This window comes from Streptomyces auratus (genome assembly GCF_050433025.1).
In the GTDB taxonomy this organism is placed as follows: Bacteria; Actinomycetota; Actinomycetes; order Streptomycetales; family Streptomycetaceae; genus Streptomyces; species Streptomyces sioyaensis.
Genome location: NZ_JBNGCB010000003.1, coordinates 262,267 through 288,095, shown reverse-complemented (window position 1 = coordinate 288,095; position 25,829 = coordinate 262,267). Strand labels below are relative to the sequence as shown.

General features: G+C 70.9%; 22 protein-coding genes. 10 read left to right on the top strand and 12 right to left on the bottom strand.

Annotation, left to right across the window (positions count from 1 at the left end; all coding sequences use genetic code 11):
* Positions 1–32: 32 nt before the first annotated feature.
* Positions 33–1,157, top strand: a complete 1,125-nt coding sequence (gene disA / locus BKA18_RS20855) for a DNA integrity scanning diadenylate cyclase DisA (protein WP_006604002.1) — start codon at positions 33–35, stop codon at positions 1,155–1,157.
* A 72-nt stretch (positions 1,158–1,229) separates the two neighbouring features.
* Here the strand turns inward: disA and BKA18_RS20850 are convergent, their stop codons facing one another.
* The 3 genes from BKA18_RS20850 to BKA18_RS20840 all read right to left on the bottom strand — a co-directional run bounded on the left by BKA18_RS20850 (position 1,230) and on the right by BKA18_RS20840 (position 3,832).
* On the bottom strand, positions 1,230–2,213 hold the full coding sequence (locus tag BKA18_RS20850; protein WP_366044191.1) for an NAD-dependent epimerase/dehydratase family protein: 984 nt from the start codon (positions 2,211–2,213) through the stop codon (positions 1,230–1,232).
* 137 nt (positions 2,214–2,350) lie between these two features.
* Positions 2,351–3,157, bottom strand: a complete 807-nt coding sequence (locus BKA18_RS20845) for a hypothetical protein (RefSeq protein ID WP_366044190.1) — start codon at positions 3,155–3,157, stop codon at positions 2,351–2,353.
* A 141-nt stretch (positions 3,158–3,298) separates the two neighbouring features.
* Entirely contained in the window at positions 3,299–3,832 is a 534-nt protein-coding gene (locus BKA18_RS20840; RefSeq protein WP_366044189.1) for a pyridoxamine 5'-phosphate oxidase, read from the bottom strand.
* Positions 3,833–4,024: 192 nt separating this feature from the next.
* Here BKA18_RS20840 and BKA18_RS20835 point away from each other — a divergent pair, with 192 nt between their 5' ends.
* The 5 genes from BKA18_RS20835 (at position 4,025) to cseC (ending at position 8,801) form a co-directional block, all read left to right on the top strand.
* Positions 4,025–4,984: an HhH-GPD family protein gene (locus BKA18_RS20835; protein ID WP_093484489.1), complete on the top strand. Its 960-nt coding sequence runs from the start codon at positions 4,025–4,027 to the stop codon at positions 4,982–4,984.
* Positions 4,985–5,321: 337 nt separating this feature from the next.
* Positions 5,322–5,933, top strand: coding sequence for a SigE family RNA polymerase sigma factor (locus tag BKA18_RS20830; protein ID WP_078568651.1), 612 nt, complete (start codon positions 5,322–5,324; stop codon positions 5,931–5,933).
* 292 nt (positions 5,934–6,225) lie between these two features.
* Positions 6,226–6,768 carry a hypothetical protein gene (locus BKA18_RS20825; RefSeq protein ID WP_366044188.1) on the top strand — a complete coding sequence of 181 codons (543 nt, stop codon included), beginning with the start codon at positions 6,226–6,228 and terminating at the stop codon, positions 6,766–6,768.
* Between the two features lie 9 nt (positions 6,769–6,777).
* A complete protein-coding gene (cseB, locus tag BKA18_RS20820) occupies positions 6,778–7,488 on the top strand; it encodes a two-component system response regulator CseB (RefSeq protein ID WP_006604009.1) in 711 nt (236 codons plus the stop codon).
* An 8-nt stretch (positions 7,489–7,496) separates the two neighbouring features.
* The gene (gene cseC, locus BKA18_RS20815; RefSeq protein WP_366044187.1) at positions 7,497–8,801 is read left to right on the top strand and encodes a two-component system sensor histidine kinase CseC; all 1,305 of its coding nucleotides are present in this window, start codon (positions 7,497–7,499) and stop codon (positions 8,799–8,801) included.
* 146 nt (positions 8,802–8,947) lie between these two features.
* Here cseC and BKA18_RS20810 read toward each other — a convergent pair whose 3' ends face one another.
* Positions 8,948–10,588: an MDR family MFS transporter gene (locus BKA18_RS20810; protein WP_366044186.1), complete on the bottom strand. Its 1,641-nt coding sequence runs from the start codon at positions 10,586–10,588 to the stop codon at positions 8,948–8,950.
* A gap of 140 nt (positions 10,589–10,728) precedes the next feature.
* On the opposite strand from BKA18_RS20810, the gene BKA18_RS20805 reads away from it, so the two are divergent.
* Positions 10,729–11,340 (top strand): TetR/AcrR family transcriptional regulator, encoded by a 612-nt coding sequence (locus tag BKA18_RS20805; RefSeq protein WP_366044185.1) that lies wholly within the window; start codon positions 10,729–10,731, stop codon positions 11,338–11,340.
* Here the strand turns inward: BKA18_RS20805 and BKA18_RS20800 are convergent.
* Entirely contained in the window at positions 11,322–11,993 is a 672-nt protein-coding gene (locus BKA18_RS20800; RefSeq protein ID WP_006604013.1) for a M23 family metallopeptidase, read from the bottom strand. The two genes, BKA18_RS20805 and BKA18_RS20800, sit on opposite strands and share 19 nt — an antisense overlap.
* A 642-nt stretch (positions 11,994–12,635) precedes the next feature.
* Between BKA18_RS20800 and BKA18_RS20795 the strand changes: the two genes are divergently transcribed.
* Together BKA18_RS20795 and BKA18_RS20790 are read left to right on the top strand one after the other, a co-directional pair.
* Positions 12,636–15,866 (top strand): NACHT domain-containing protein, encoded by a 3,231-nt coding sequence (locus tag BKA18_RS20795; RefSeq protein ID WP_488169143.1) that lies wholly within the window; start codon positions 12,636–12,638, stop codon positions 15,864–15,866.
* A 58-nt stretch (positions 15,867–15,924) separates the two neighbouring features.
* Positions 15,925–18,528, top strand: a complete 2,604-nt coding sequence (locus BKA18_RS20790; RefSeq protein ID WP_366044183.1) for an NACHT domain-containing protein — start codon at positions 15,925–15,927, stop codon at positions 18,526–18,528.
* A gap of 160 nt (positions 18,529–18,688) precedes the next feature.
* Here the strand turns inward: BKA18_RS20790 and BKA18_RS20785 are convergent, their stop codons facing one another.
* Positions 18,689–21,214, bottom strand: coding sequence for an ATP-dependent Clp protease ATP-binding subunit (locus BKA18_RS20785; protein WP_006604016.1), 2,526 nt, complete (start codon positions 21,212–21,214; stop codon positions 18,689–18,691).
* 509 nt (positions 21,215–21,723) lie between these two features.
* On the opposite strand from BKA18_RS20785, the gene BKA18_RS20780 reads away from it, so the two are divergent.
* The gene (locus tag BKA18_RS20780; RefSeq protein ID WP_366044182.1) at positions 21,724–22,404 is read left to right on the top strand and encodes an SCO3374 family protein; all 681 of its coding nucleotides are present in this window, start codon (positions 21,724–21,726) and stop codon (positions 22,402–22,404) included.
* On the opposite strand, the gene BKA18_RS20775 is transcribed toward BKA18_RS20780, so the two are convergent.
* The 6 genes from BKA18_RS20775 to BKA18_RS20750 form a co-directional block, all read right to left on the bottom strand.
* Positions 22,335–22,673, bottom strand: a complete 339-nt coding sequence (locus BKA18_RS20775) for a histone-like nucleoid-structuring protein Lsr2 (RefSeq protein ID WP_006604017.1) — start codon at positions 22,671–22,673, stop codon at positions 22,335–22,337. The genes BKA18_RS20780 and BKA18_RS20775 overlap by 70 nt on opposite strands.
* A 156-nt stretch (positions 22,674–22,829) precedes the next feature.
* Entirely contained in the window at positions 22,830–23,348 is a 519-nt protein-coding gene (locus BKA18_RS20770) for an amino-acid N-acetyltransferase (protein WP_040898709.1), read from the bottom strand.
* Between the two features lie 9 nt (positions 23,349–23,357).
* Positions 23,358–23,828, bottom strand: a complete 471-nt coding sequence (locus BKA18_RS20765) for a BlaI/MecI/CopY family transcriptional regulator (protein ID WP_006604019.1) — start codon at positions 23,826–23,828, stop codon at positions 23,358–23,360.
* Positions 23,829–23,997: 169 nt separating this feature from the next.
* On the bottom strand, positions 23,998–24,177 hold the full coding sequence (locus tag BKA18_RS20760; RefSeq protein ID WP_006604020.1) for a hypothetical protein: 180 nt from the start codon (positions 24,175–24,177) through the stop codon (positions 23,998–24,000).
* Positions 24,178–24,225: 48 nt separating this feature from the next.
* On the bottom strand, positions 24,226–24,855 hold the full coding sequence (locus BKA18_RS20755) for a hypothetical protein (protein ID WP_366044232.1): 630 nt from the start codon (positions 24,853–24,855) through the stop codon (positions 24,226–24,228).
* 174 nt (positions 24,856–25,029) lie between these two features.
* Positions 25,030–25,827, bottom strand: coding sequence for a type III pantothenate kinase (locus BKA18_RS20750; protein ID WP_366044181.1), 798 nt, complete (start codon positions 25,825–25,827; stop codon positions 25,030–25,032).
* Positions 25,828–25,829: the final 2 nt, after the last annotated feature.

The window sequence follows — 25,829 nt, the reverse complement described above, 5'->3', positions numbered from 1 at the left end:
CGGACCGACAGACCTTGCGACGGAGGAGTGCAGTGGCAGCCAACGACCGGGCATCGACTCCCGGCAGGGCCGGCGGGAGTTCCGGCACCGAGGCCCTGATGCGCGCCTCGCTGAGTGCCGTCGCGCCCGGCAGGGCCCTGCGTGACGGCCTGGAGCGCATCCTCCGCGGCAATACGGGCGGACTGATCGTGCTGGGCTTCGACAAGACCGTCGAATCCATGTGTACGGGCGGATTTGTACTGGATGTCGAGTTCACCGCCACGCGGCTGCGCGAGCTGTGCAAGCTCGACGGTGCGCTGGTCCTCGACAAGGACATCACCAAAATCCTGCGGGCCGGTGTGCAGCTGGTCCCGGACGCCTCCATCCCGACGGAGGAGACCGGCACCCGCCACCGCACCGCCCAGCGGGTCTCGATCCAGGCCGGCTTCCCGGTCGTCTCGGTCAGCCAGTCCATGCGGTTGATCGCCCTCTATGTCGACGGCGAGCGCCGCGTGCTGGAGGAGTCCGCCGCGATCCTCTCCCGCGCCAACCAGGCGCTGGCGACCCTGGAGCGCTACAAACTCCGGCTGGACGAGGTCGCCGGCACCCTCTCCGCCCTGGAGATCGAGGACTTGGTCACGGTCCGCGACGTCTCCGCGGTCGCCCAGCGCCTGGAGATGGTCCGCCGGATCGCCACCGAGATCGCCGAGTACGTCGTCGAGCTCGGCACGGACGGCCGGCTGCTCGCCCTCCAGCTGGAAGAGTTGATCGCCGGAGTGGAGCCGGAGCGGGAACTGGTCGTGCGCGACTACGTCCCCGAACCGACCGCCAAGCGCTCCCGCACGGTCACCGAGGCGCTCGCCGAGCTGGACGCGCTCAGCCACACCGAGCTGCTCGAACTCCCCACCGTGGCCCGCGCGCTGGGCTACAGCGGCTCGCCCGAGACCCTGGACTCCGCGGTCTCGCCGCGCGGCTTCCGCCTGCTGGCGAAGGTCCCCCGGCTGCCCGGCGCGGTCATCGAGCGCCTCGTCGACCACTTCGGCGGTCTGCAGAAGCTGCTCGCGGCCAGCGTCGACGACCTCCAGACGGTGGACGGCGTCGGCGAGGCCCGCGCCCGCTCGGTCCGCGAGGGCCTGTCGCGGCTGGCGGAGTCGTCGATCCTGGAGCGGTACGTCTAGGGGGTGTCGGCTCCGGTCGCCCCGCCGCGGCCCCGCGGCAGCCCGCCGGCGAGGGGTTCCGGCCGCGCCCCGCTACCCCAGCGCCCCCGCCTCCTTCTCCGGGGCCAGGCCGACCGCCGGCCGGTCCGGGCGCTGAGGTGCCGTGCCGCCGATCGATCGCAGCCAGGCCCAGGTGTCGGCGACCGTTTCGCGGACGGGGCGGCAGCGCAGCCCGGTCGCCAGGGCCCGGGACACATCGGCGCCGTAGAACGCGTCCCGCGCTTCACCGGGCGGCAGCCAGGCCGGCAGTTCGGTCCAGGGCTCGATACCGGCCGCGAGGACGTCCTCCGGGGCGGTCCAGCGCAGCTCCGCGTCCGCGCCGGTGACCTGCACGCAGCTCTCCAGCAGCTCGCCCATGGTGGCGTGCCCGGGCTCGCTCAGCAGGTTGTACGCCCCGCCGAGCCCGGACTCCAGGGCGCCGAGGGTCCACTCGGCGAGATCACGGACGTCGATGTACTGCAGCGCCGCCTCCCGCGGCCCCGGCGCGAGGACCGGGCCGCCGCGGGCGATCCGGCCCAGCCACCACGGCAGCCGCCCGATGTTCTCGTACGGCCCGAGGATCAGCCCCGCGCGGACCAGCAGCGCCCGGTCCCCGAACGCCTCGGCCGCGGCCAGTTCGCCGCCCCGCTTGGCCGCCGCATAGTCCTCGGCCGTCGTGGCGTCGGCGGCTCCGTCGACCAGCGGCCCGTCCTCGTCGAGCCCGTACGGGGCCGGATACGCGTACACCGAGCGGCTGGAGACATAGGCGTAGCGCCCGGCCCGCCCGGCGAGCAGCCGCGCCGCGTCCCGCACCGCCGCCGGGGCACCGCTCCAGGTGTCGACGACGGCGTCCCATGCGCCCTGCTCCAGAGCCGCGAGCCCGGCCGCGTCCGCGCGGTCGCCGTGCAGGGCCGCCACCCCCTCGGGCGGGGCGTGGTTCCCGCGGTGGAAGACCGTCACCTGCCAACCCCGCGCCAGCGCCGCCTCGGTGACCGCCCGGCCGACGAACTCCGTACCGCCCAGCATCAGTAGCTTCATGACGGCGACTGTGCCGGACCGCGGTGGCCGGGACCAGCGACGCACGCTCTCGGCGGAATCACCACGGGCGAAACAAACGGAGGGCGGGCCTCCGGATCATTCCGGAAGCCCGCCCGTCACACCGTTCCGCCGAGCTCTCAGCTCTTGGCCAGCACGAAGGTCGTATGGACCGTCTCCAGCCCCGGGACGTCAGCCTGGATCCGGTACTTGCCGGCCGGCACCAGGGCCGAACTCGGCGTCGCGCACTGCGGACCGCTGGCCCGGCGGTCCCACACGACGGTGCGCTGCACTTCGCCCTTGGCCGGCACCTCCAGCAGCGCGGGGGCGGTGCCCGACGGGCAGTCGTTCGAGGCCCAGACCCGGTCGTCGCCCGCGCTGTCGGTGATGGTGAGCACCGCGGCCTTCTGTCCGAGATCCACCTTGCAGGCCGCACCGGCAGCGTTCTTGACCGTCAGCTCGAAGGTCGGCTTCGCGCCCGGCGCGTAGGAGCTCTTGACGCTGCGCAGGACCAACTCGGCCTTGTCGGAGACGCAGTTGGGGAGGGAGGAACCGGCCGCGACGGCACTCTTGCCGGAGCCCTGGCCGATCGGCCCGCCACCGGAGGCACCGGAACCGGTACCGCCACCGGAAGCATCGCCGTCGCCACCCGCCGAGCCGCCGCCGTCCCCGGAACCGGAGCCCCCGCCGCTGCCCGACTCCCCGCGCCCGCCCGGCTTTTCACCGATCGCCGGACCGCTGCCGGAGGGGCCGGGCGTGATGGACGTCGCGGGCCCCTGCCCCTGCGCCCCCTTGCCCTCGTCGCCGCTCTTGCCGCCGCCCCCGCCCAAGTTGAGGGCCCACACCACCAGAAGGGCGAGCAGGACGACGATGGCCAGCGCAACGGCCCTCCGCCGCCAGTAGATGGAGGAGGGAAGCGGCCCGATCGGATTGCGCAGTGATCCCACGCGGAAACTCTACGAGAGATCGGCAGCCGCACTGGCCAGTACCCGCCGTATCCGGCACCAACTTTTCGCATCATCGGCCCGGAGACGGCAACCCGGCCGCGTTTCCCTCCCGTACGGGCCGACTGGCGCGGGCGCCCCGCCTCACCCCCGCGACCACTCCTCCTTGTGCCCGAAGCCCTGGCCGTTGTCGATCAGCCGCAGCCAGTCGGGGCGCAGCTCCCACAGCGAGGTCCGCTCCAGGGCGTCGCGCAGCCGCTCGCTCCCGGCGACGAAGGGGAAGCGCGCGAGATAGACCTGCCAGGCGGCGGCCCGGTCGGCGCCGGTCAGGATGCGGCAGCTCCCCCGGCCCTGGAGTCCGGTCAGCCCGGTCCACTCCTGGCCGTCCCGCTGCGCCGTGAACGCGGCCCGGGCGCCGGGCCCGGCCAGCGCCCGGCCGTGCCGCGTGGTGGCCGCGGTGACGAAGTAGAGGACGGGCCCCGAGACGGCGGCGCCGGAGCCGGCCGCCGCGCCGCTCCCCGCGCCGGTCGCATAGAGCACCGCGCAGGCCTGCGGCCCGTCCTCGTCCGTATACGCCAGCGTCATCGTGGTGTGCGCGGCGAGTGCCCGCCGGATCGCCTCCGGGCAGGGCGACCCGCCCGTACCTTTTCCGTCTTCCGTACCGGTCATTTGCGCCATGACCGCATCCTCGCCCGCCGCGGCCGGCCGGCGCGCGCCGGGCCCCCGCCCCGGGCGCAGCACCGGCTACCGCATACCGCCGGTAACCGCCACCCGTGCGCCCCCGGCCGTCCTGCGTGCGGGTGGGCGCGCGGCGGGGCGGGCCCGGCGCGTTCCCCGGGCGCCCCCGGACGTGCCAGGATCGGCAGTGCCATGACTTCGACGCCTGTCACCACCACTGCCACGACCGCCGCCGCCGAGACCGCCCCCGCCGCCGACGCGGCCGCGGGAGCCGCCGACGGGACCGCGCTGCACGGCCCGGTCACCGACTGGTTCGACGAGCACGCCCGCGATCTGCCCTGGCGCCGCCCCGAGGCGGGCGCCTGGGGCGTGATGGTGAGCGAGTTCATGCTCCAGCAGACCCCGGTCAGCAGAGTGCTGCCGGTCTACGAGCAGTGGCTGGCCCGCTGGCCGCGCCCCGCCGACCTGGCCGCCGAGGCGCCCGGCGAAGCGGTGCGCGCCTGGGGCCGCCTCGGCTACCCGCGCCGCGCCCTGCGCCTGCACGCCGCCGCCTCCGCGATACAGGAGCGGCACGGCGGCGATGTGCCACGCGAGCACGCCCAGCTGCTGGCGCTGCCCGGCGTCGGCGAGTACACCGCCGCGGCGGTCGCCTCCTTCGCGTACGGGCAGCGGCACGCGGTGCTGGACACCAATGTGCGCCGGGTGTTCGCCCGCGCGGTGGCCGGCCGCCAGTTCCCGCCGAACGCCACCACCGCAGCGGAGCGCAAGCTCGCCCGGGCGCTGCTGCCCGACGACGAGAAGCTGGCGGCGCGCTGGGCGGCGGCCACGATGGAGCTCGGTGCGCTGCTGTGCACGGCACGCTCGCCGGAGTGCGGCCGCTGCCCGATCGCCGCGCAGTGCGCCTGGCGGCAGGCCGGGTCCCCGGTGCACGACGGTCCGCCGCGGCGCATCCAGACGTACGCCGGTACCGACCGGCAGGTGCGCGGCAAGCTGCTCGCCGTGCTGCGCGAGGCGGTCACACCGGTGCCGCAGCAGGTGCTGGACGCGGTGTGGGACGAGCCGGTGCAGCGGGCCCGCGCACTGGACGGGCTGGTCTCGGACGGTCTGGTGGAGCCGCTCGGCGGTGGCCGCTACCGGCTGCCGCTGACGTAGCGCGCAGGTCTCCACTCCACAGGGCGCGGCCGCTTCGGTGGCCGCGCCCGTCGTTTCGCTGACTCCGTTTCACCTTTCGATGCACAATGACCGAAAAGCTCCGCGATACGGCGCGAAGAAGACCGTCACACGCCTCGATCGCCGCCCCGCCACCCCTCATAGATCTTTCGGTGGGGCGCTTATCCCCCCGGAGTATGACGTCCGGAGACCCGCCGTCCGTCCGAGGGATGAGCCCTGGCGGGCTGTTACACAACCGAGGGTTTTCCGTGCATTCGCTGTGGTGCCGACGCACACTGCGCCGCAACACCCCCTCCGTAGCGTCTCCCTCGTGCTGGAGATGACCGCCAGCACGGTCAACGTGGGGAATCGCAAGCGGATCGGAGGCGTCGAGATGGCGACCAGCGGCGGCAAGGTACTGGACTTCGAAGAGTACGTGCGGACGCGGCAGGAGGCACTGCTGCGGAGCGCCCGGCGCCTGGTGCCCGACCCGGTCGACGCCCAGGACCTCCTGCAGACGGCACTGGTCCGCACCTACGGCCGCTGGGACGGCATCGCGGACAAGTCGCTGGCCGACGCCTACCTCCGCCGCGTCATGATCAACACGCGGACCGAGTGGTGGCGGGCGCGCAAGCTGGAGGAGGTGCCCACCGAGCAGCTCCCGGACGCGAGCGTGGACGACGGCACCGAGCAGCGCGCCGACCGCGCCCTGCTGATGGACATCCTCGGGGTGCTGGCTCCCAAGCAGCGCAGCGTCGTCGTGCTGCGACACTGGGAGCAGATGAGCACGGAGGAGACCGCGGCGGCGCTCGGCATGTCCACGGGTACCGTGAAGAGCACCCTGCACCGTGCGCTTGCCCGGCTGCGCCAGGAGCTGCAGATGCGTGACATCGACGCCCGCATGCTGGAGCGCGGCGAGCGGGGGCGGGAGCAGGAGCGGTGCGCGGCCTGACCGGCGGCGCACAGCCCGGGTCCCACCGCACGGCGCCGCACACACACAAAATCACGCCTTTATCCGACAAAGCAGACACATCGACAGGCGCCTTACGGCTCACAGTCCGACGCGCGACAATCACAACAGGAACAGCATCGGGAACGGCAGCTGTGCGAGCAGCACGGTGAGCGGGAGCGGATTGTCCAGGAACAGGTTGACCAGGATCGGGTTGACCAGAGGCGGCGCGGCCACGGCAGGAGTGGCCGCCGTCGGCCTTTTGCTGGCCGGATGCAATCCGGGGGGCGAGGGCGTGCGCAGCGAGGGCTCGGCCGGCCCCACTCCCGCCCCCAAGGGTGCGGTGAACACCACCCCCACCTCGACCTCGCCCCCCCATGGCAAGAAGGTCGACGCGGTCCAGCTGCTGAAGGGCGACCCGAAGGTCGGCACGTATGTGAAGAAGAGCCTCTACAAGCCGTGCGCCGCCGACGCGTATCCGATCGAGGTGACCTACGCCTCCCTGACCGGCAACTCGTCCCCCGATATCATCGTCAACGTCATGACCTGCGCGGACTCCGTCGGCATCGGCTCCTACGTCTACCGCCAGCGCAGCGGCTCGAAGGGCGGGTACGACGAGGTGTACGGGAACGAAGAGCCGTCGGTGTACGCCGGCATCAACAAGGGCGAGCTGGAGGTCTCCCGGCAGACCTACGCCGCCCGCGACAAGGTGTGCTGCCCCTCCGGCGAGGACGTGATCAGTTACCGCTGGAAGAACGGCCGCTTCACCCAGCACACCAGCTCTCACACGGACTACAACAAGGCCACGCCGGACGCCGGCACGGCATCGGAGGGTTGAGACAACGGCATGGCCGAGACTCATGTGCTCTTCGTCGAGGACGACGACGTCATCCGCGAAGCCACCCAGCTCGCGCTGGAGCGGGACGGCTTCGTGGTCACCGCGATGCCCGACGGGCTCGCGGGGCTGGAGGCGTTCCGCGCCAACCGGCCCGACATCGCGCTGCTCGATGTGATGGTGCCGGGGCTGGACGGCGTCAGCCTGTGCCGGCGGATCCGCGATGAGTCGACGGTCCCCGTGATCATGCTGTCGGCGCGCGCCGACTCCATCGATGTGGTGCTCGGCCTGGAGGCCGGCGCCGACGACTACGTCACCAAGCCGTTCGACGGCGCGGTGCTGGTCGCCCGGATCCGCGCCGTACTGCGCCGCTTCGGTCATGCCAGCGGTCCGGACGGCGCCGCCGCCGTCCGGGCGGAGGCCGAGGACCCCGCCGAGACGCTGCTGCGCTTCGGCGATCTGGAGGTGGACACCGAGGGCATGGAGGTGCGCAAGGGCGGCGAGAACGTCGCGCTGACGCCGACCGAGATGCGGCTGCTGCTGGAGTTCTCGCACGCGCCGGGTACGGTCCTCTCGCGCGACCGGCTGCTGGAGCGGGTCTGGGACTACGGCTGGGGTGGCGACACCCGGGTCGTGGACGTCCATGTCCAGCGGTTGCGCGGCAAGATCGGCCAGGACCGGATCGAGACGGTCCGCGGCTTCGGATACAAGCTGAGAGGCTGACACCTCCGGTGGTCAGGCTGGCCCTGCGGACGGGGCTGAGATGGAAGCTCAGCGCCGCGATCGCGCTCGTCGGAGCACTGGTCGCGGTCGCGCTGAGCCTTGTCGTGCACAACGCCGCCCGGCACTCCATGCTCGACAGCAGCCGCGATGATCAGATCGAGCTGCTCGACCTGACCCAGCGGATCTTCGAGTCGACCAGCCGGCTGCAGTTCGGCGCCAAGATCAACGATCCGGAGCTGCCGGAGCAGCTGCGGGACGAGGTCGCCAAGAACAAGCGCGCCACCTACCTCCACGACACCGGGGAGGCCGCCCCCGACGTGTGGGCCGCCGCCCCGCTCAGCAACGGCCGGGTGCTCTCCGTCCACAAGCGGTCCCCCGACCGCTTCACTGTCCTGGACGACCTGGACCAGGCGCTGGTCATCGGCTCGACCGCGGTGGTGGTGGGCGGCTGTGCGCTGGGCGTACTGGTCGGCGGACGGCTCTCGCGGCGGCTGCGCAAGGCCGCCGCGGCCGCCGGCAAGCTCGCCGACGGCGACACCTCGGTCCGCATCCGCGACGAGGTCGGCAGCGGGCGGGTGCGCGACGAGACCGACGATCTGGCCTGGGCCGTGGACGCCATGTCCGACGCCCTCCAGGAGCGCATCGAGGCCGAGCGGCGGGTCACCGCCGATATCGCGCACGAACTGCGCACCCCGGTCACCGGACTGCTCACCGCCGCCGAACTGCTGCCGCCCGGCCGCCCCTCCGAGCTGGTCCGCGACCGGGCGCAGGCGCTGCGCACGCTCGTCGAGGACGTCCTGGAAGTGGCCCGGCTGGACGGCCATGCCGAGCGCGCCGAGCTGCAGGACGTCGTGCTCGGCGAGTTCGTCACCCGCCGGGTGCACGCCCTCGACCCCGGCATCGACGTCGAGATCGCACGGGACGCCGAGGTCACCACCGACCCGCGCCGCCTGGAGCGGATCCTGGGCAACCTCATCGCCAACGCCGCCCGGCACGGCCGGCCGCCGATCGAGGTCACCGTCGAGGGCCGGGTCCTGCGGGTCCGCGACCACGGTGCGGGCTTCCCCGAGGCGCTGCTGCGGGAGGGCCCGAGCCGCTTCCGCACCGGCAGCAGCGACCGGGCCGGCCGCGGCCACGGCCTGGGCCTGACCATCGCGGCCGGGCAGGCCCGCGTCCTGGGCGCCCGGCTCACCTTCCGCAACGCCGATGAACTCACCGACGGCTCGACCGGCGCCGTCTCCGTCCTCTGGCTCCCGGAGAACGCCCCCACCAATACGGGCAGCTTCCCCGTCATCCAGCTTCCCGACCGCTGACGGGACGGGGGCGCCGGTCTTCCCGGTGCCCGCGCCGCAGCGGCCGGACGGCTCGCTCTCGCGCCGCCCGGTTCCGCCCGGAAACAGCGAGCGGCCCCCGGCACGGAGATGCCGGGGGCCGCTGCGGGCCGAGAACTGCGGCCGGGTCAGACGGACTCTGCCACCGCCACCCGTTCCACCGGAGCGTCCCCACCCTCCGGGCTCTCGGCAGCTGGGGCCGGGGCGCCGCGCAGCGGCACCTCCTTGAGGAACCACGCCGCGGCGAAGCCGATGATGCTGACCGCCGCGCCCCACAGGAAGACGTGGTGGGTGCCGGCGGCCACCGCGTGGTCGTAGGCGTCCTTGATCGCCGGCGGGAGCTTCGCCAGACCCTTCGGGTCCATCTGGGCCCCGGCGCCGGTGACCTTCGCACCGGCCGTGCCGATCCGCTCGGCCATCGTGGTCTGCACCTGGTGAGTGAAGATCGCACCGAAGATCGCGACGCCGAAGGAGCCGCCGATCGTACGGAACAGGGTCGCCGACGACGAGCCGACGCCCAGGTCCTTCATCTCCACGCTGTTCTGCGCGATCAGCATCGTGGTCTGCATCAGGAAGCCCATACCGGCGCCGAGCACCGCCATGTAGACACCGGAGGTGAAGCGGGTGGTGCCGGTGTCCATCAGGGACAGCAGCGCCAGGCCCGCGGTGATCAGCCCACCGCCGACCACGACGAAGATCTTGTACTTGCCGGTCTTGGTGGTCACCCGCCCGGCGAACAGCGACACCGCCATCATCGCGAGCAGCATCGGCAGCAGCAGCAGACCGGAGTTGGTGGCCGACGCGCCCTGCACGGTCTGCTGGAACAGCGGCAGGAACGTCATCGACCCGAACATCACGAAGCCGACGAGGAAGCCGATCACGGTCACCAGCGAGAAGTTGCCGTTACGGAAGATGTGCAGCGGCAGCACCGGCTCGCTGACCTTGCGCTCCACCAGCACGAAGAGGGCGAGCGCCACGAGACCGAGCACTCCGAGGCCGATGATCTGGCCGGACAGCCAGTCGTACTCGGTGCCGCCCCAGGTGGTGATCAGCACCAGCGAGGTGATGCCCAGGGTGAGCAGCGCGGCGCCGACGTAGTCGATCCGGGTCTGCGACCGCTTCTTCGGCAGATGCAGCACCGCGGTCACCATGACCAGCGCGATCGCGCCGAGCGGCAGGTTGATGTAGAAGCTCCAGCGCCAGCCGAGGTGGTCGGTGATGCTGCCGCCGACCAGCGGTCCGCCGATCATCGCGACGGCCATGACCCCGGCCATCATGCCCTGGTACTTGCCGCGCTCCCGCGGCGGAATCAGATCACCGATGATCGCCATGACGCCGACCATCAGCCCGCCCGCGCCCAGACCCTGCACCGCGCGGAAGCCGATCAGCTGCCCCATGTCCTGCGCCATGCCGGACAGCGCGGAGCCGATCAGGAAGAGCACGATGGACGACAGGAAGACGCCCTTGCGTCCGTACATGTCGCCGAGCTTGCCCCAGATCGGCGTCGACGCCGCGGTCGCGAGCGTGTAGGCGGTGACCACCCAGGACAGGTGGTCCATCCCGCCCAGTTCACCGACGATCGTCGGCATCGCGGTGCCGACGATCATGTTGTCCAGCATCGCGAGCAGCATCGCGATCATCAGCGCGAAGAGCACCACCCGTACACCGGCCGGCTGCTTCTCCCCCGTGCCCGGCCCGGCGTCCCCTCTGGCCGCCGAGGCCGATATCCGTCCGTCCCCCGTCGGGGTCGCAGACTGCGACTTCCCCATTACCCACTCCCACTTACTTGCCGCCCGGCTAGTTCAGTACGGTGTTGAAGGTAGGGGCCAACTTGCCGGGCGTCAAGTAAGTTTCTCTCCGGCCCGATGGGGCAGCCCTCTGACCAGTACCGACGACGCAGGAGAGCACCGTGAGCACACAAGGGCGCAAGGGGAACACCCGCCAGCGCATTCAGGACGTCGCTCTGGAGCTGTTCTCCGAACAGGGCTACGAGAAGACGTCGTTGCGCGAGATCGCCGAAAAGCTGGAGGTCACGAAGGCGGCGCTGTACTACCACTTCAAGACCAAGGAAGACATCGTCATCAGCCTGTTCCAGGACCTGTCCAGGCCCATCGACGAGCTGATCACCTGGGCCGAGGAGCAGCCCCGCAGCCTGGAGACCAAGCGGGAGGTCATCCGCCGCTACAGCGAGGCGCTGCGGTCGGCCGGACCGTTCTTCCGCTTCCTGCAGGAGAACCAGGCCGCGGTGCGCGATCTGAGCATCGGCGAGGGCTTCAAGGAGCGGATGCTGACGCTCTTCGGCCTCCTGAACGAGCCCGAGTCGGAGCTGACGGATCAGGTGCGCTGCATCACAGCGCTGTTCTCCATGCACGCGGGCATGTTCGCGATGCAGAACGTGAAGGGCGACCCCGAGGAGAAGCGCAAGGCCATCCTCGAGGTCGCCACAGAACTGGTCACGGCGGCCAACCCGCCGAGCCGCCGGCCAGTCCGGCCGGACTCAGCTCAGACGGCATCGCCGTGAGCCCGCAGGAATCCGGTCGGCTCGATGCCCGACCCGTAGTCGGGGCCGGTGCGGACCTCGAAGTGCAGGTGGGGGCCGGTGGAGTTGCCCGTGCTGCCGGACTTGGCGATCTGCTGGCCGGTGCCGACCTGCTGACCGACCTGGACCTCGATCCGTGACAGGTGGGCGTACTGGGTGTACGTGCCGTTCGCGTGCTGGATCACGATGGCGTTGCCGTACGCCGGGCCGTCGCCGCCACCCCAGGGGCCGGCCTTGACGACGGTGCCCTTGTGGACGGCCTTGACCGTGGTGCCGGTCGGCACGACGAAGTCCTGACCACTGTGCTTGTGCGCCCAGTGGCTGCCGGGGATGCCGAAGGGCTCGCCCAGCGTGTACTTGTCGACCGGCTTGACCCAGGCGTTGGCCTTCTTGGCCGCGTCCTTCTTGGCCTTGGCCGCGGCGGCCTTGGCATGGGCGACGGACTTGGTCTGCGCGTCGGCCTGCGCGGTGACGGCCGAACCGACACCCGAGGTGAGGTGCTGCAGACCGGCGTCGGCGGCGGTGGCGATACCGGCGCCCAGTGCGGCGGTCACGCCGACACCGGCGGCCACAATGGCGACGCGATTGCGCAGCGCGGACTTCTTCGAATTGCGGAGAGCGGTGAACTTGGACATGCGGGTTTTCCCTCCAGAGAATTGATGTGGTTTCCCGGCTGCGGACCGGGATCGCCACACCTTGGTAACCCGCCAGGGCCGCCCCGCCAAGGGGCCTTTCTACTAACCCGGCCCGTATCAAAGGCCGATGAAATCCGGGCCTTGGCGCCGCGCCCGAGCCCTGCTCGAAACCGTCAAAATGGGACAACTCGGGTGTGGTCAGTGACCACTAAAGCCCCCCTGAACAGGCCCTTTACCCCTCCATTGCGCGGGCGACAGCTCACCCGGCGCTTATCTCGCCCCCACCCCGCACCCGCGCCCGCCGCAGCCCCCGAACCACCGCCCCCGGCTTCCCCTAATTTCTTTAGTAGGACCGAAATCGCCTGTGCGCCATGTCACCAGCAGGCAAGATCAAAAGCCTTTTCGCTGTGACCTGGGCTACTCGAAATGCTGTGACGCGGGTTACGCGCTGCCCCCCGGGAATCAATTCGGAAGGCATTACGGCAGCGAATTCCGTGACCGGTGCCACACCTTTTCGCGGCGCCGCCGCCGCGCCCACGAACCTGGCGAACCCCACCCCGGAGCCCCGGCATCCGCTCTAGCCTGGCCGGACGACAGCACCGGCCACGGGGGAGGGCGGACCGCGCGATGGACCCGTCAGCAGTGGGTGTCCGACTCGCCTCCGGCGTGGTCGCACCGCTCGTCAGGAAGCTCTTCGCCAAGCCGGGGCCGGGCGCCGGGCTGGTGGCGAAGCCGGTACGGATCTCCGGGCTGGTCAGCTTCAAGGGCGAGCAGCGGACCCTGTCCGACCAGGCCCTGCACAAGATCGCGGCGGAGCTGGTGGCCCGCGCCTTACGGACCGCCGGGCCCGGCGAGCGCCCGGTGGCCCGGGACGAGGAGGGGGCGGTGGCCGACGCCCTGGCCAGCACGCTGCGCGGCCTGGGCGACCTCGACATGGACGACGTACAGGCCGTCCGCTTGGGCGCCACCGCCCTCGCCGAACGCCTGGAGGCGGCGAGCCCGCACGCCGTCCGCGGCCTCTCCCGGGACGGCGAGCTGCTGCACGCCACCCTGCTCGGCATCGCCTGCCTGCACATCGTGCACTTCTTCACCCAGCGGTCGACCTTCGTGGCCCGCACCCTGGTCCAGCAGAGCCGGAGCCTGGACAGCCTGATCACGCTCATCGACGAGTTCCTCGCACGGCATCCGTCCCCGCGGGCCGCGGACGCCGCGTTCGAGGGCGGATATCTCGCGTACATCGCCCGCAAGCACGGCCGGCTGACCATCTACGGCATCGACCTCGCCCGCTCCCCGGACCGGTGGCCGCTGGATGCGGCGTATATGAGCCTGGAGGCGACGGCCGCCCCGGCCCGCGAGGTCACCGCCGGCGCCCCCTGGGACGCGGAGGGCGGCCCCCGGACCGGCCCGGCCGTCCCCCTTCCCGTCCCCGCCGACCAGGCCCTGGCCGGGCGCAACCGGGTGCTGCTGCGCGGCGTCGCCGGCTCCGGCAAGAGCACCCTCGTCCAGTGGCTGGCCGTCTCCTGCACCAAGGCCCCCGGTGAGACGACCCTCCCCCACCTCTACGGGCGCATCCCCTTCGTCCTCCCGCTGCGCACCCTCACCCGCGAGGGTGCGCCGCTGCCCACCCCCGACCGCTTCCTGGCGTCCGTCGGCTGCCCCGTGTCCGGCTCGCAGCCCGAGGGCTGGGCGGACCGCGTGCTGGCCTCCGGGCGGGCGCTCCTTCTGATCGACGGCCTGGACGAGATCCCCGAGCGCGAGCGCGAGCTGACCCGTCGCTGGTTGCGCGATCTGCTCGACGCCTTCCCGGACAACCTGTGGATGCTCACCTCCCGCCCCTCCGCCGTCCGCGACGACTGGCTCGCCGCCGACGGCTTCGGCGAGCTGACGCTCTCCCCCATGAACCGCACCGAGGTCGCCGCGTTCATCGGCCGCTGGCACGCCGCGGCCCGCTGCGACGCCGACGACCCCGAACGCCTCGACGCCTACGAGCAGTCCCTCCTGGCCGCCGTGCACACCAAACAGGACCTCGCCCGGCTCGCCACCAACCCCCTCATGTGCGGCCTGATCTGCGCGCTGCACCGGGACCGTCGCGGCTATCTGCCCACCGGCCGCAAGGAGCTGTACGACGCGGCCCTGGGCATGCTGCTCTCCCGCCGCGACCGCGAACGCGACATGGGCGCCCCCACGGGCATCGAGCTGAGCGACGAGCCGCAGATCCAGCTTCTGCAGCGGCTGGCCTACTGGCTGATCCGCAACGGCCGTACGGAACTCGACCGGGACCGGGCGGAGCGGATCATCGGTGAGGCGCTGCCGGCCGTACCCGCCGCCGCGGAGCAGGGCGACGCGGCGACGGTCTTCCGCCATCTGCTGCTGCGCAGCGGTCTGCTCCGCGAACCGACGCCCGGCTCGGTCGACTTCGTCCACCGGACCTTCCAGGACTACCTCGGCGCCAAGGCCGCCGTGGAGGACGGGGATTTCGGGCTGCTGGTCGCGCACGCGGAGGACTCCCAGTGGGAGGACGTGATCCGGATGGCGGTGGCGCATGCGCGGCCACGGGAACGGGCGGAGATTCTCCGGGAGTTGGTGGCCCAGGGCGACGGTCTCGCGGACGAGGCCGCCCGGCTGCGCATCCACCTGCTCGCGATGGCCTGCCTGGAGCATGCGGCGGAGCTGGATCCGCGGGTGCGGGCGGAGGTGCATCAGCGCGCCCGGGCGATTCTGCCGCCGCGCACCCGCGAGGAGTCGCAGTTGCTGGCCGCGGTAGGGCCGCTGGTGCTGGAGCTGCTGCCGGGGCCGGAGGGGCTGGAGGACGATGAGGCACAGGGGGTGGTGGCCACTGCCGCACTCCTTGCTTCGGAAGCGGCGCTGGAGGTCATGAAGCGCTTCCGGGGCCATCGGAACGATCTCGCAGAATTCCAACTCGCCCTGGCCTGGCCGCACTTCGATACGGACCGATATGCCCGGGAAATCATGCAGCACCTCGACACCGGCGTGAACGTCACCGTCACCTCACGCGCCGAGCTGCGTGCCCTCAAAGCACTCGGCGGTCGCCCCCGCATCACGGTCAGCGGCCCCTTCACCTCCCGCGAACTCCACGACGCATTGATGCCCGAGCCGGTCAAAGGCCTGTACCTCTCGGACAATCCAGAGATCAGCGAACTCGACTTCCTCCACGGGTTTCCGTCCCTGGACACGCTGTCGCTCTGGCAGTGTCCCGGGGTCGAAAGCGTCGCACCGCTCGCGGGCCTTCACCTCGACTGGCTGGGCATCTCCGGCCCCCCGGACAAACCCCTGTCGACTCCTCACGGACTCGCTCGCCTGCGCCACATACGCCAATTGAGTCTGTACACCCGGCTCCCAGCGGGTGGCTTGGCAGCACTACCCGCGGACGCCCCGTTACGGCACCTGGCCCTCGGTCTGCCCCTTGGCTCCGCATTCACCGGTCTGGAACGCTGGCCCCATATGCAGAGCCTTCATCTGCAGCGCCTCACCGAGGGCTTCGCCGAGGAGCAGTGGGGCGAACTGGCCGCACTGAACTCACTGGACACGCTTTCCTTCGGCGTGGCAGACGCCGAGGTCACCCTCCGCATCCCCGCCGGCCTCCAGCTCCCCCAGGTGAAAACCCTCAGCATCCTCAATAATGCACGCCAGCCCGCTCCCCGCCTGAGCACCCTGCTGACCTCGGCCCTTCCGGCATTCCCCGGCGTCCGGAAGCTCCAGCTCTACGGGGTGATCGACGCCCCCGTCGACCTCGCGTCCCTGCAGCTGCTGCCCGAGCTCCAGGAGCTGCACCTCTCCTACCTCCGCCCCGCGCCCGGCCACCCCCTCCCTCCCCACCTCAAAGTCACCTGCTACCCCCGCCCCCGCACCTAGGCTGGCCCGAGCAGGTGCCCTCAACTCCTCTCCTCAGCACCGCAGTTACGGGGAACCCATGGATCCCACGCCCATCCTCACCCGCCTCAGCCCGCAGGCCCTCGATCCGCTGATCCGCCGGCTCTTCCTCGCCGACGGGCCGGGCGCCGCGCCGGGCGACCGGCCCGTACCCCTCTCCCGGCTGCTCTCCTTCACCGGCGAGCAGCCGGCCCTGAGTGAGCGCGGGCTCTCCGGCGTCGCCGCGGCGCTCGTCGAGCAGGCCTCGGGCGGCGCGGCCAGGGACGCGAACCAGGCCCTCACCACCGCCCTGACCAGCAGCCTGCGGGCCCTGGCCGACACCGGGATGGACGACGCCGACGCGGTCCGCCTGCTGCCCGCCGCCTTCGCCCGCCGACTGTGCGAGGCCGTGCCCGGAGCCACCCGCGGCCTGACCCCCGACGCCGCTCAGCTGCACGGCCTGCTGCTGGACGCCGCTGCGCTGCACATCCTCCACTTCCTGACCCGGCGCTCGCCGTACGTGGCACACACGCTCGTCGAGCAGACACGTACCCTCGCCGGCCTGATCGACGGCCATGGCAGCGCCGCCCCGCGCACCCCGCCGCCCGCCCCGGAGGACACCACCTCCCGGGACGCCGCCTTCGAGGCGCGCTACGCCCGGGCCACCGCCGCCCTCCACAACCACCTCACGATCTACGGCATCGATCTCACCCACTCCCCCGACAGCTGGCCGCTGGACGCCGCCTACTTGGGGCTCCAGTGCGAGCCCGGCCCCCAGGACGGCGAGGCCGCCACTCCGGGCGCCGCCGGGCAGGACGACCCGCCGGTCCCCGCCGAGCAGGCGCTGTCCGGCCGCGGCAAGGTCCTGGTCCGTGGGGTGGCGGGGTCGGGCAAGACGACCTTGCTGCAGTGGCTGACCGTCGCCACCGCCCGCGGGGAACTGCCCGAGGCGCTGGCGGAGTTGCGCGGCCGGGTGCCCTTCCTGCTGCCCGTACGCCGCTTCGCCCGTGCGGGGCTGCCCGCCCCCGGAACGTTCCTCAGCGCCGTCGGCTACCAGGAGGCCGAGGACGCGCCGGCCGGCTGGACGGAGCGGGTGCTCGACGCGGGCCGGGCGCTGCTGCTGATCGACGGAATCGACGAGGCTCCCGAGAGCGACCGCGAAGCGGTGCGCCGCAAGCTCGTCGAATGGACCGCGCGCTACCCCGGCAACGTCTGGATCGTCACCTCGCGGCCGTCCGCCGTGCCCGGCAGCTGGCTCGCCGGCGAGGGGTTCAGCGAGCTGTCGCTGGCCCCGATGAACCGTGAGGACGTCGCCGCGTTCATCCAGCGCTGGCACCGTGCCGCGGCCCAGCAGAGCCCGGCCGACCTCGACCGGCTCGGCCATTACGAGCGGACGCTGCTCAATGCCGTACGGATCACCCGCGATCTGGGGCGGCTGGCGACCAATCCGCTGATGTGCGGGCTGCTGTGCGCCCTGCACCGCGACCGCCGCGGCTATCTGCCCAACGGCCGCAAGGAGCTCTACGACGCGGCGCTGTCGATGCTGCTGGAGCGCCGGGACCGGGAGCGGGCGATGGTGGCCACCGACGGTGTCGAGCTGACCCGGCAGCCCAAGATCCAGCTGCTGCAGAAGCTGGCCCACTGGATGCTGGTCAACGGCCGCTCCGAGATGGACCGGGCGACCGCGGTCGAAACGCTCGCCCGGCATCTGCCCGCGATCCCGGACGCGGCCCGCCAGGGCGGCTCCGAGGAGGTCTTCCGGCACCTGCTCAACCGCACCGGGCTGCTGCGCGAGCCCACCCCCGGGACCGTCGACTTCGTCCACCGCACCTTCCAGGACTATCTCGCCGCCCGCGCGACCGTGCAGCGGCACGATTTCGGGCTGCTCCTCGACCATGCGCACCACGACGACTGGGAGGACGTCATCCGGATGGCCGTGGCGCTGGCCCGCCCCGACGAGTGCGCGGCCCTCCTGGACGGGCTGCTCGCCCCGCACCCGGGCGTACGCGCCGCCGAGGCCCGGCACCGCAAGCTGCTGGCGGCGGCCTGTCTGGAGCATGCGGCCGAGCTGGATCCGGCGGTCCGGGCGCGGGTGCGGCGCTTCACCCGCGACATGGTGCGGCCCAGCACCCCGGCCGCGGCCCGCGCCCTGGGCTGGATCGGGCCGATCGTGCTGGAAATGCTCCCGGACCCCACCCATGTCCCCGACAGCGAGGCCCATCTCCTGGCGATCACCGCCACCTCGATCGCCGACGACATGGCGATCGACTATCTGGCGGGCCTGCGCGAGCGGGCGCATCACGATATCCGCGCGCAGCTCGCCGGGGCCTGGCGGCGCCATGACACCGCCCGCTACGCCCGCGAGATCATCGCCCACCTCGATCCGGCCGAGCTGTACTTTCCGGTGTCCGATCTGGCGGAACTGCATGCCCTGCGCCGGCTGGGCGGCCGCCCGCATCTGCAGATCGCCGGGCCTTTCACCCCCGGCCAGCTCATCGAGGGCATCGCCCCGGCCGAGGGCCTGACCCGGCTGTGGCTCGCCTACGATCTGGGCGTTTCCATGGAATGGCTGTCCGCCTTTCCGGAACTGGACACCCTGCGGATCGGCCGTCGCATTCCGCCGGTGCGCGGCGTTCCCGACGGCATTCGCCTCGTGCGGATGTAGCGGCCGGACACCGGTCCCGTCGGCACAGCTGTCCGAAAACAGCCATGTGAAGGGGGCGCCGCCTTTCCGGGCCGCACGCAACAACGGCACTGCCCCGGAACCGTGAGAAACGGTTCCGGGGCAGTGCCGTGTGCGAGAGGTACGCGCGGCGCGCGGTGCCTTACGCGTCCTTGCTCAGGTTGGGGCCCGAGCCGCCGGTCGCGGACTCGATCGGCGGGGCGTCGGGCAGCGCCGACTTCTCCTCGCCGCGGAAGGTGAACTTGGCGGTCTCACCCTCGCCCTCGACATCGACGACCACGATGTGGCCCGGACGCAGCTCGCTGAAGAGGATCTTCTCCGAGAGGGCGTCCTCGATCTCGCGCTGGATCGTGCGGCGCAGCGGACGGGCGCCGAGCACCGGGTCGTACCCGCGCTTGGCCAGCAGCGACTTCGCCTCGCCGCTGAGCTCGATGCCCATGTCGCGGTCCTTGAGCCGCTCGTCCACCTTGGCGATCATGAGGTCGACGATCTGGATGATGTCGTCCTCGGTCAGCTGGTGGAAGACGACGGTGTCGTCGACACGGTTGAGGAACTCGGGGCGGAAGTGCTGCTTGAGCTCTTCGTTGACCTTGTTCTTCATCCGCTCGTAGCTGGACTTGGTGTCGCCCTGGGCCGCGAAGCCGAGGTTGAAGCCCTTGGAGATGTCCCGGGTGCCGAGGTTGGTCGTCATGATGATGACCGTGTTCTTGAAGTCCACGACCCGGCCCTGGGAGTCGGTCAGGCGACCGTCCTCCAGGATCTGCAGCAGCGAGTTGAAGATGTCCGGGTGGGCCTTCTCGACCTCGTCGAAGAGCACGACGGAGAACGGCTTGCGGCGCACCTTCTCGGTGAGCTGGCCGCCCTCTTCGTAGCCGACGTAGCCGGGAGGCGAACCGAACAGCCGCGAGACCGTGTGCTTCTCGCTGAACTCCGACATGTCGAGGGAGATCAGCGCGTCCTCGTCGCCGAACAGGAACTCCGCCAGCGTCTTGGACAGCTCGGTCTTACCGACACCGGACGGACCGGCGAAGATGAACGAGCCACCGGGACGCTTGGGGTCCTTCAGGCCGGCACGGGTACGGCGGATGGCCTGGGAGAGCGCCTTGATGGCGTCCTTCTGGCCGATGACGCGCTTGTGCAGCTCGTCTTCCATCCGCAGCAGCCGGGAGGACTCCTCCTCGGTGAGCTTGAAGACCGGGATGCCGGTCGCCGTCGCCAGGACCTCGGCGATCAGCTCCTCGTCCACCTCGGCGACGACGTCCATGTCGCCGGCCTTCCACTCCTTCTCCCGCTTCGCCTTGGCGGCCAGGAGCTGCTTCTCCTTGTCGCGCAGGCCCGCGGCCATCTCGAAGTCCTGCGAGTCGATCGCGGACTCCTTCTCCCGGCGCACATCGGCGATCTTCTCGTCGAACTCGCGCAGGTCCGGCGGCGCGGTCATCCGGCGGATGCGCATCCGGGAGCCGGCCTCGTCGATCAGGTCGATCGCCTTGTCCGGCAGGAAGCGGTCGGAGATGTAGCGGTCGGCGAGGGTGGCCGCGGCGACCAGCGCGGAGTCCGTGATGGAGACGCGGTGGTGCGCTTCGTAGCGGTCCCGCAGACCCTTGAGGATCTCGATGGTGTGCGGCAGCGACGGCTCCGCGACCTGGATCGGCTGGAAGCGGCGCTCCAGGGCCGCGTCCTTCTCCAGGTGCTTGCGGTACTCGTCGAGCGTCGTGGCACCGATGGTCTGCAGCTCGCCTCGCGCCAGCATGGGCTTGAGGATGCTCGCGGCGTCGATCGCGCCCTCGGCGGCGCCCGCACCCACCAGGGTGTGGAGCTCGTCGATGAACAGGATGATGTCGCCGCGGGTGCGGATCTCCTTGAGGACCTTCTTCAGGCGCTCTTCGAAGTCACCCCGGTAGCGGGAGCCGGCGACCAGGGCACCGAGGTCGAGGGTGTAGAGGTGCTTGTCCTTGAGGGTCTCGGGCACCTCGCCCTTGACGATGGCCTGCGCCAGGCCCTCGACGACCGCCGTCTTGCCGACGCCGGGCTCGCCGATGAGGACCGGGTTGTTCTTGGTACGGCGGGACAGCACCTGCATGACCCGCTCGATTTCCTTCTCGCGCCCGATGACCGGGTCGAGCTTGGTCTCGCGAGCGGCCTGCGTCAGGTTGCGGCCGAACTGGTCCAGGACGAGGGACGTCGAGGGCGTGCCCTCGGCGGGGCCGCCGGCCGTGGCGGCTTCCTTGCCCTGGTAACCGGAGAGCAGCTGGATGACCTGCTGCCGCACCCGGTTGAGATCGGCGCCCAGCTTCACCAGGACCTGGGCGGCGACGCCCTCGCCCTCGCGGATCAGGCCGAGCAGGATGTGCTCCGTACCGATGTAGTTGTGGCCGAGCTGGAGGGCCTCGCGGAGCGACAGCTCCAGGACCTTCTTGGCACGGGGGGTGAAGGGAATGTGCCCGGACGGGGCCTGCTGGCCCTGCCCGATGATCTCCTCCACCTGCTGGCGGACCGCCTCGAGCGAAATCCCGAGGCTCTCCAGGGCCTTAGCGGCGACACCCTCACCCTCATGGATCAGGCCCAGGAGAATGTGCTCGGTGCCGATGTAGTTGTGGTTGAGCATCCGGGCTTCTTCCTGAGCCAGGACGACAACCCGCCGCGCGCGGTCGGTGAACCTCTCGAACATCGTTAATCGCTCCTCAGAGCGGTCAGGCAGTTAGGGGTCGGTCCCCTCCCTGTCCTTCCGCATGCTAGTCCCGCGGGGCGGGACAGCTCATTCCAACTGCCGACACCCGTCCGGATCACCCCCGCTCCGGCGGGGAAATTTACTGCCGAACAGCTGACATCTGCTCCAACTCGATGGTGCGAGACGATGTTCCCGCAGGCCAGGCATATACGCCCTCTGCCACTACGCCCGTGGCGAACGCGCCGTGTACCGACACGCCGTCCGCCGTCGGCCACCAGCCGGGGCGAAACGCCTCGGGCGCCGGTCACACGGTCTCTTCCCACTGAGACTGTCTTACCCGCTGCCACTGACACTCCATGCGGCATAAGCCGCTTCCATCCGCTACGGGCGAACATCCGCACGCCCTCGCCTGCGCCGCCGCACCGCTCGCGCGAAACGGAACGTATCCACACCTCTACACAGCGTAACTTCAGCCGTAACTTCCTGAGTGTTCGGGAGTTGCACCGGGCATGGCCCGCGTGCTTCCGCGCCCCCGCAGCCCCCTCGCCACCGTCCGCCGGTGGTACGAGGAGGAAATGGGCTGGCCGACCACCGGAACGGAACCGGTGGAACTGCTGACGGGGCTGCGCTTCGACGTCCTGGAGATGCCCGCCTGTGCGGGGTACGCCGTACTGCGCCGGCTGCGGTGCACCGGACCGGTGGCACTGCTTCGGACCGGACGCGACGGGAATCGGCCGGGTAATCGGCCGAAATTGCTCATCTTCATCGCAGCCGGCGGCGCCGAGGAACTCCCGGGAATCCTGGAATGGCTGGAGTGGGGTGCGCTCGCGCCGGATCTTACGGCGCGAGGGACCGGAGACCGGATGCCCGCACCGGCGTTCCCCACCAGTCCGGCGCTGTCATACGGATTCGGCTCGCGGGAGGCCGCGGGGTGGGTGCGGCCTCCCCGACCCGAGTACGAGGCGGAGAATTCCCTGCCCACCACGGGGCCGGGAGCAGGAATCGGGGACGTCGGGGGCGCCCCCGACCTCGTACGTCTCGTGAGCGCGGCGGCCACCGAGTGCCACCGTGCCCGGTTGTTGCATGCTCGTAATGCCCAAACGGAACGCGCGAACGCCGATCAGCCGTTGGCCTTCTCGAATGCCTCGCGAATGTCGGCGGGGACACGGCCACGGTCATTGACGTTGTAGCCGTTCTCCTTCGCCCACGCGCGGATCTTCGCGGTGTCCTGGCTGCCGCCGGAAGCCGCCGCACGGGACTTGCCACGACCGGAAGAAGCGCGGCCACCGGTACGGCGGCCCGCCTTCACGAAGTCGGCAAGCGACTCGCGAAGCTTCTGGGCGTTGCTGTCGGAGAGGTCGATCTCGTAGGACTTGCCGTCGAGAGCGAACGTCACCGTCTCGTCCGCCTCGCCACCGTTGAGGTCGTCGACAAGAAGAACCTGAACCTTCTGTGCCACCGGTTTCCCTTTCATCGAATGCGGATTACGACGGAAAGCAAACCGCTTTTCCGGGAAAAACACAAACCCTTGGGTAGGGTTCACTTGCCCACAGACCGGGGAACGCATGCTTCCGTAGCCATGAGATAGGGGAGCGATTCGGACATAGAACACTCATCACAGGTGCAGAAGCATCCGGCTGTTACCCAGGGTGTTGGGCTTCACTCGTTCGAGGCCCAGGAACTCCGCAACGCCCTCGTCATAGGAACGCAGCAGCTCACTGTAGACATCACCGTCTACCGGGGCATCGCCGATCTCCACGAAGCCGTGCTTGGTGAAGAAGTCGACTTCGAAGGTGAGACAGAAAATGCGCCGCACTCCCAGCCAGCTCGCGGTGCGCAGCAGCTTGTCCAGGACTTGGTGGCCGACCCCCGACCCCTTCAGCCGCGGATCCACGGCCAGAGTGCGGACCTCCGCCAGGTCTTCCCACATGACATGCAGCGCTCCACAGCCGACGACCTCGGCGTCTTCGTCGCGCTCGGCGACCCAGAACTCCTGGATGTCCTCGTAAAGCGTGACGGTGGCTTTGTCGAGCAGGATCCCGTCACGTGAGTAGGCGTCGATGAGGCGGCGTACGGCCGGAACATCGCTGGTCCTGGCGCGGCGCACGGTGAGGCCTTTTGAATGCGGAGGCATGCCGGGACGCTATCGCCCCTTGCCGGTGGCGTTCGCCCCGGGTTCATCCCCTTCGGCGGATCCGGCTTCCCCGGCCCCTTGCGGTGCCGCTTCCGCTTCGCCTTCTTCGGCCGGCGCGGCCTCTTGTGCCTGTTGTTCCGCGCCTTCCGCCGGTTCGTCGACTTCCACCATCCGTACGGCATCGCGCAAGGCCTGGCGCTGTTCCGGCGACATCATGCCGAAGAAGGCCACAAGAGCGGCCGCGGGGTTGTCACTGGCGGACCATGCCTCGTTCATCAGTGCGGCCGCGTAGGCGGCGCGAGTGGAGACCGCCTCATATCGATAGGCGCGGCCTTCTGCTTCGCGGCGCACCCAGCCCTTCTGATGGAGGTTGTCCAATACGGTCATGACGGTTGTGTAGGCGATCGACCGTTCCTTCTGGAGATCTTCCAGGACTTCTCGAACGGTGACCGGGCGGTTCCACTCCCAGACCCGCGTCATGACCGCGTCTTCCAGATCACCCAAGCGTCTCGGCACACAAGAAGAATAGTGGGAGATGTCGTGAATGCCCGTTGATCTCGTGGCGTTTGTGCCGGAAAAAGGACATACGACCCGGGATGGTCATTCCCGGGTCGTAGTGTGCGCGCGGACCGCCGAAAGGCGGCGGGGGTCAGGCGCCGTGCGCCTTGGGCTCCTGGGCGGCGGCCTCGGCGCGGGCCAGCACGGCGTCCACGGCGGCGTCCTCCTTGGACTTGTTCGCCCCGCCCTGGCTCTTGACCATGGTCACGATCAGAGCGGTGAAGGCCACGGCCATCACCACGGGCGGGAGCAGCGCTGCGACGTATTCCATGCCGTTCGGCCTCCTTTAAGGGTGTGACCCTTCGAGGGTACGCAGCGCTCAGGCGGTGCGGCTCTCGGGGGGCGGGGCGGGCTTGCGGCGGGGCGGGAACACCTCGCCCGGTGTCGGGATCGGCCGGCCCGGCCGGGGCTCCTTCGGCTGCGGCGCGGGGGCGGGTTCCGGCTTGCGCTCCGGCTCCGGCTCCGGCTCCCGGTCGGGCTCGCGCTCGCGCTCGCGCCCGCTGAGAGCGGCCGAGCGGCCGCCTGGGAGCGCGCGCAGCCGGGCCCGTACGGAGTGCTCGGCCAGCTGCTCGCAGTGCCGCAGCAGGGCTTTGCGGCGCTCGCATTCGGCCATCGTGGCCGGCCGGGCGCACAGGGAGCGCAGGGCGGCGAGGTCGTCGGGGCCGGGGACATGGCCGGCGGCCAGCGCCTCGGTCAGCTGCGCGAGGTAGCCGACCGCCGAGCCGGGCAGGGCCGCGCGGTAGCGGGCGAGGTCGGCGAGGAGGAAGGCGCGCAGCCGGCCGCCTTCGCGGACCGCCTCGTCCACCGCCTCGGCCAGCCGGAGATATTCCTGGATGTCCTGTGACCACTCGGGCCCGAGGGCGTCGAGCGGGGCGGGGTGGGACGTCTTCTCAAGGGCATGGGCGAGGGCGCGACGGAGCACACGCAACTCATCGGCGCTGAACGCCATGCCGCCGCGGGTTCCGTTTGGCATTGGCATATGGCGACTTTACGACCGTTTTCGACAAAAGCCGCTTAATTCGTGAACGGTGGCGCGGCAGCGAGCCGCGCCACCGGGTACCCGGCGTCCAGCAGGGCGGCGAGGGCCGGCCCGGCGCCCCACGGCGGACGGGCGCCGCTCCCGCTACGAGCGGGCGATGTTGCGCTCGTAGACCAGCCGCAGACCGATGAGGGTGAGCCACGGCTCGTGCGCGTCGATCACCGACGACTCACCGAGCACCATCGGGGCCAGCCCGCCGGTGGCGATCACGGTCACCTCGTCCGGGTCCTCGGCCAGCTCGCGTGCCATCCGCTGCACCACACCGTCGACCTGGCCCGCGAAGCCGTAGAGGATGCCGGACTGCATGGCCTCGACGGTGTTCTTGCCGATGACGCTGCGCGGCCGGGCCAGTTCGATCTTGCGGAGCTGGGCGCCCTTGACGCCCAGCGCTTCGACGGAGATCTCGATGCCCGGCGCGATCACGCCGCCGACGTACTCGCCGCGCGCGCTGACCGCGTCGAAGGTGGTGGCCGTGCCGAAGTCGACGACCACCGCGGGTCCGCCGTAGAGCTCGACGGCCGCCAGGGCGTTGATGATCCGGTCGGCGCCGACCTCCTTGGGGTTGTCCATGAGGATCGGTACGCCGGTCTTGACGCCCGGTTCCACCAGGACGGCCGGGACGTCGCCGTAGTAGCGGCGGGTGACCTCGCGCAGCTCGTGCAGGACGGAGGGCACCGTGGAGCAGACGGAGATGCCCTCGATGCCGTCGCCCAGGTCGTCGCCGAGCAGCGGGTGCATGCCCATCAGGCCCTGGAGGAGGACGGCGAGCTCGTCGGCGGTGCGGCGGGCGTCGGTGGAGATCCGCCAGTGCTCGACGATCTCCTCGCCGTCGAAGAGGCCGAGGACGGAGTGGGTGTTGCCCACGTCGATGGTCAGCAGCATGG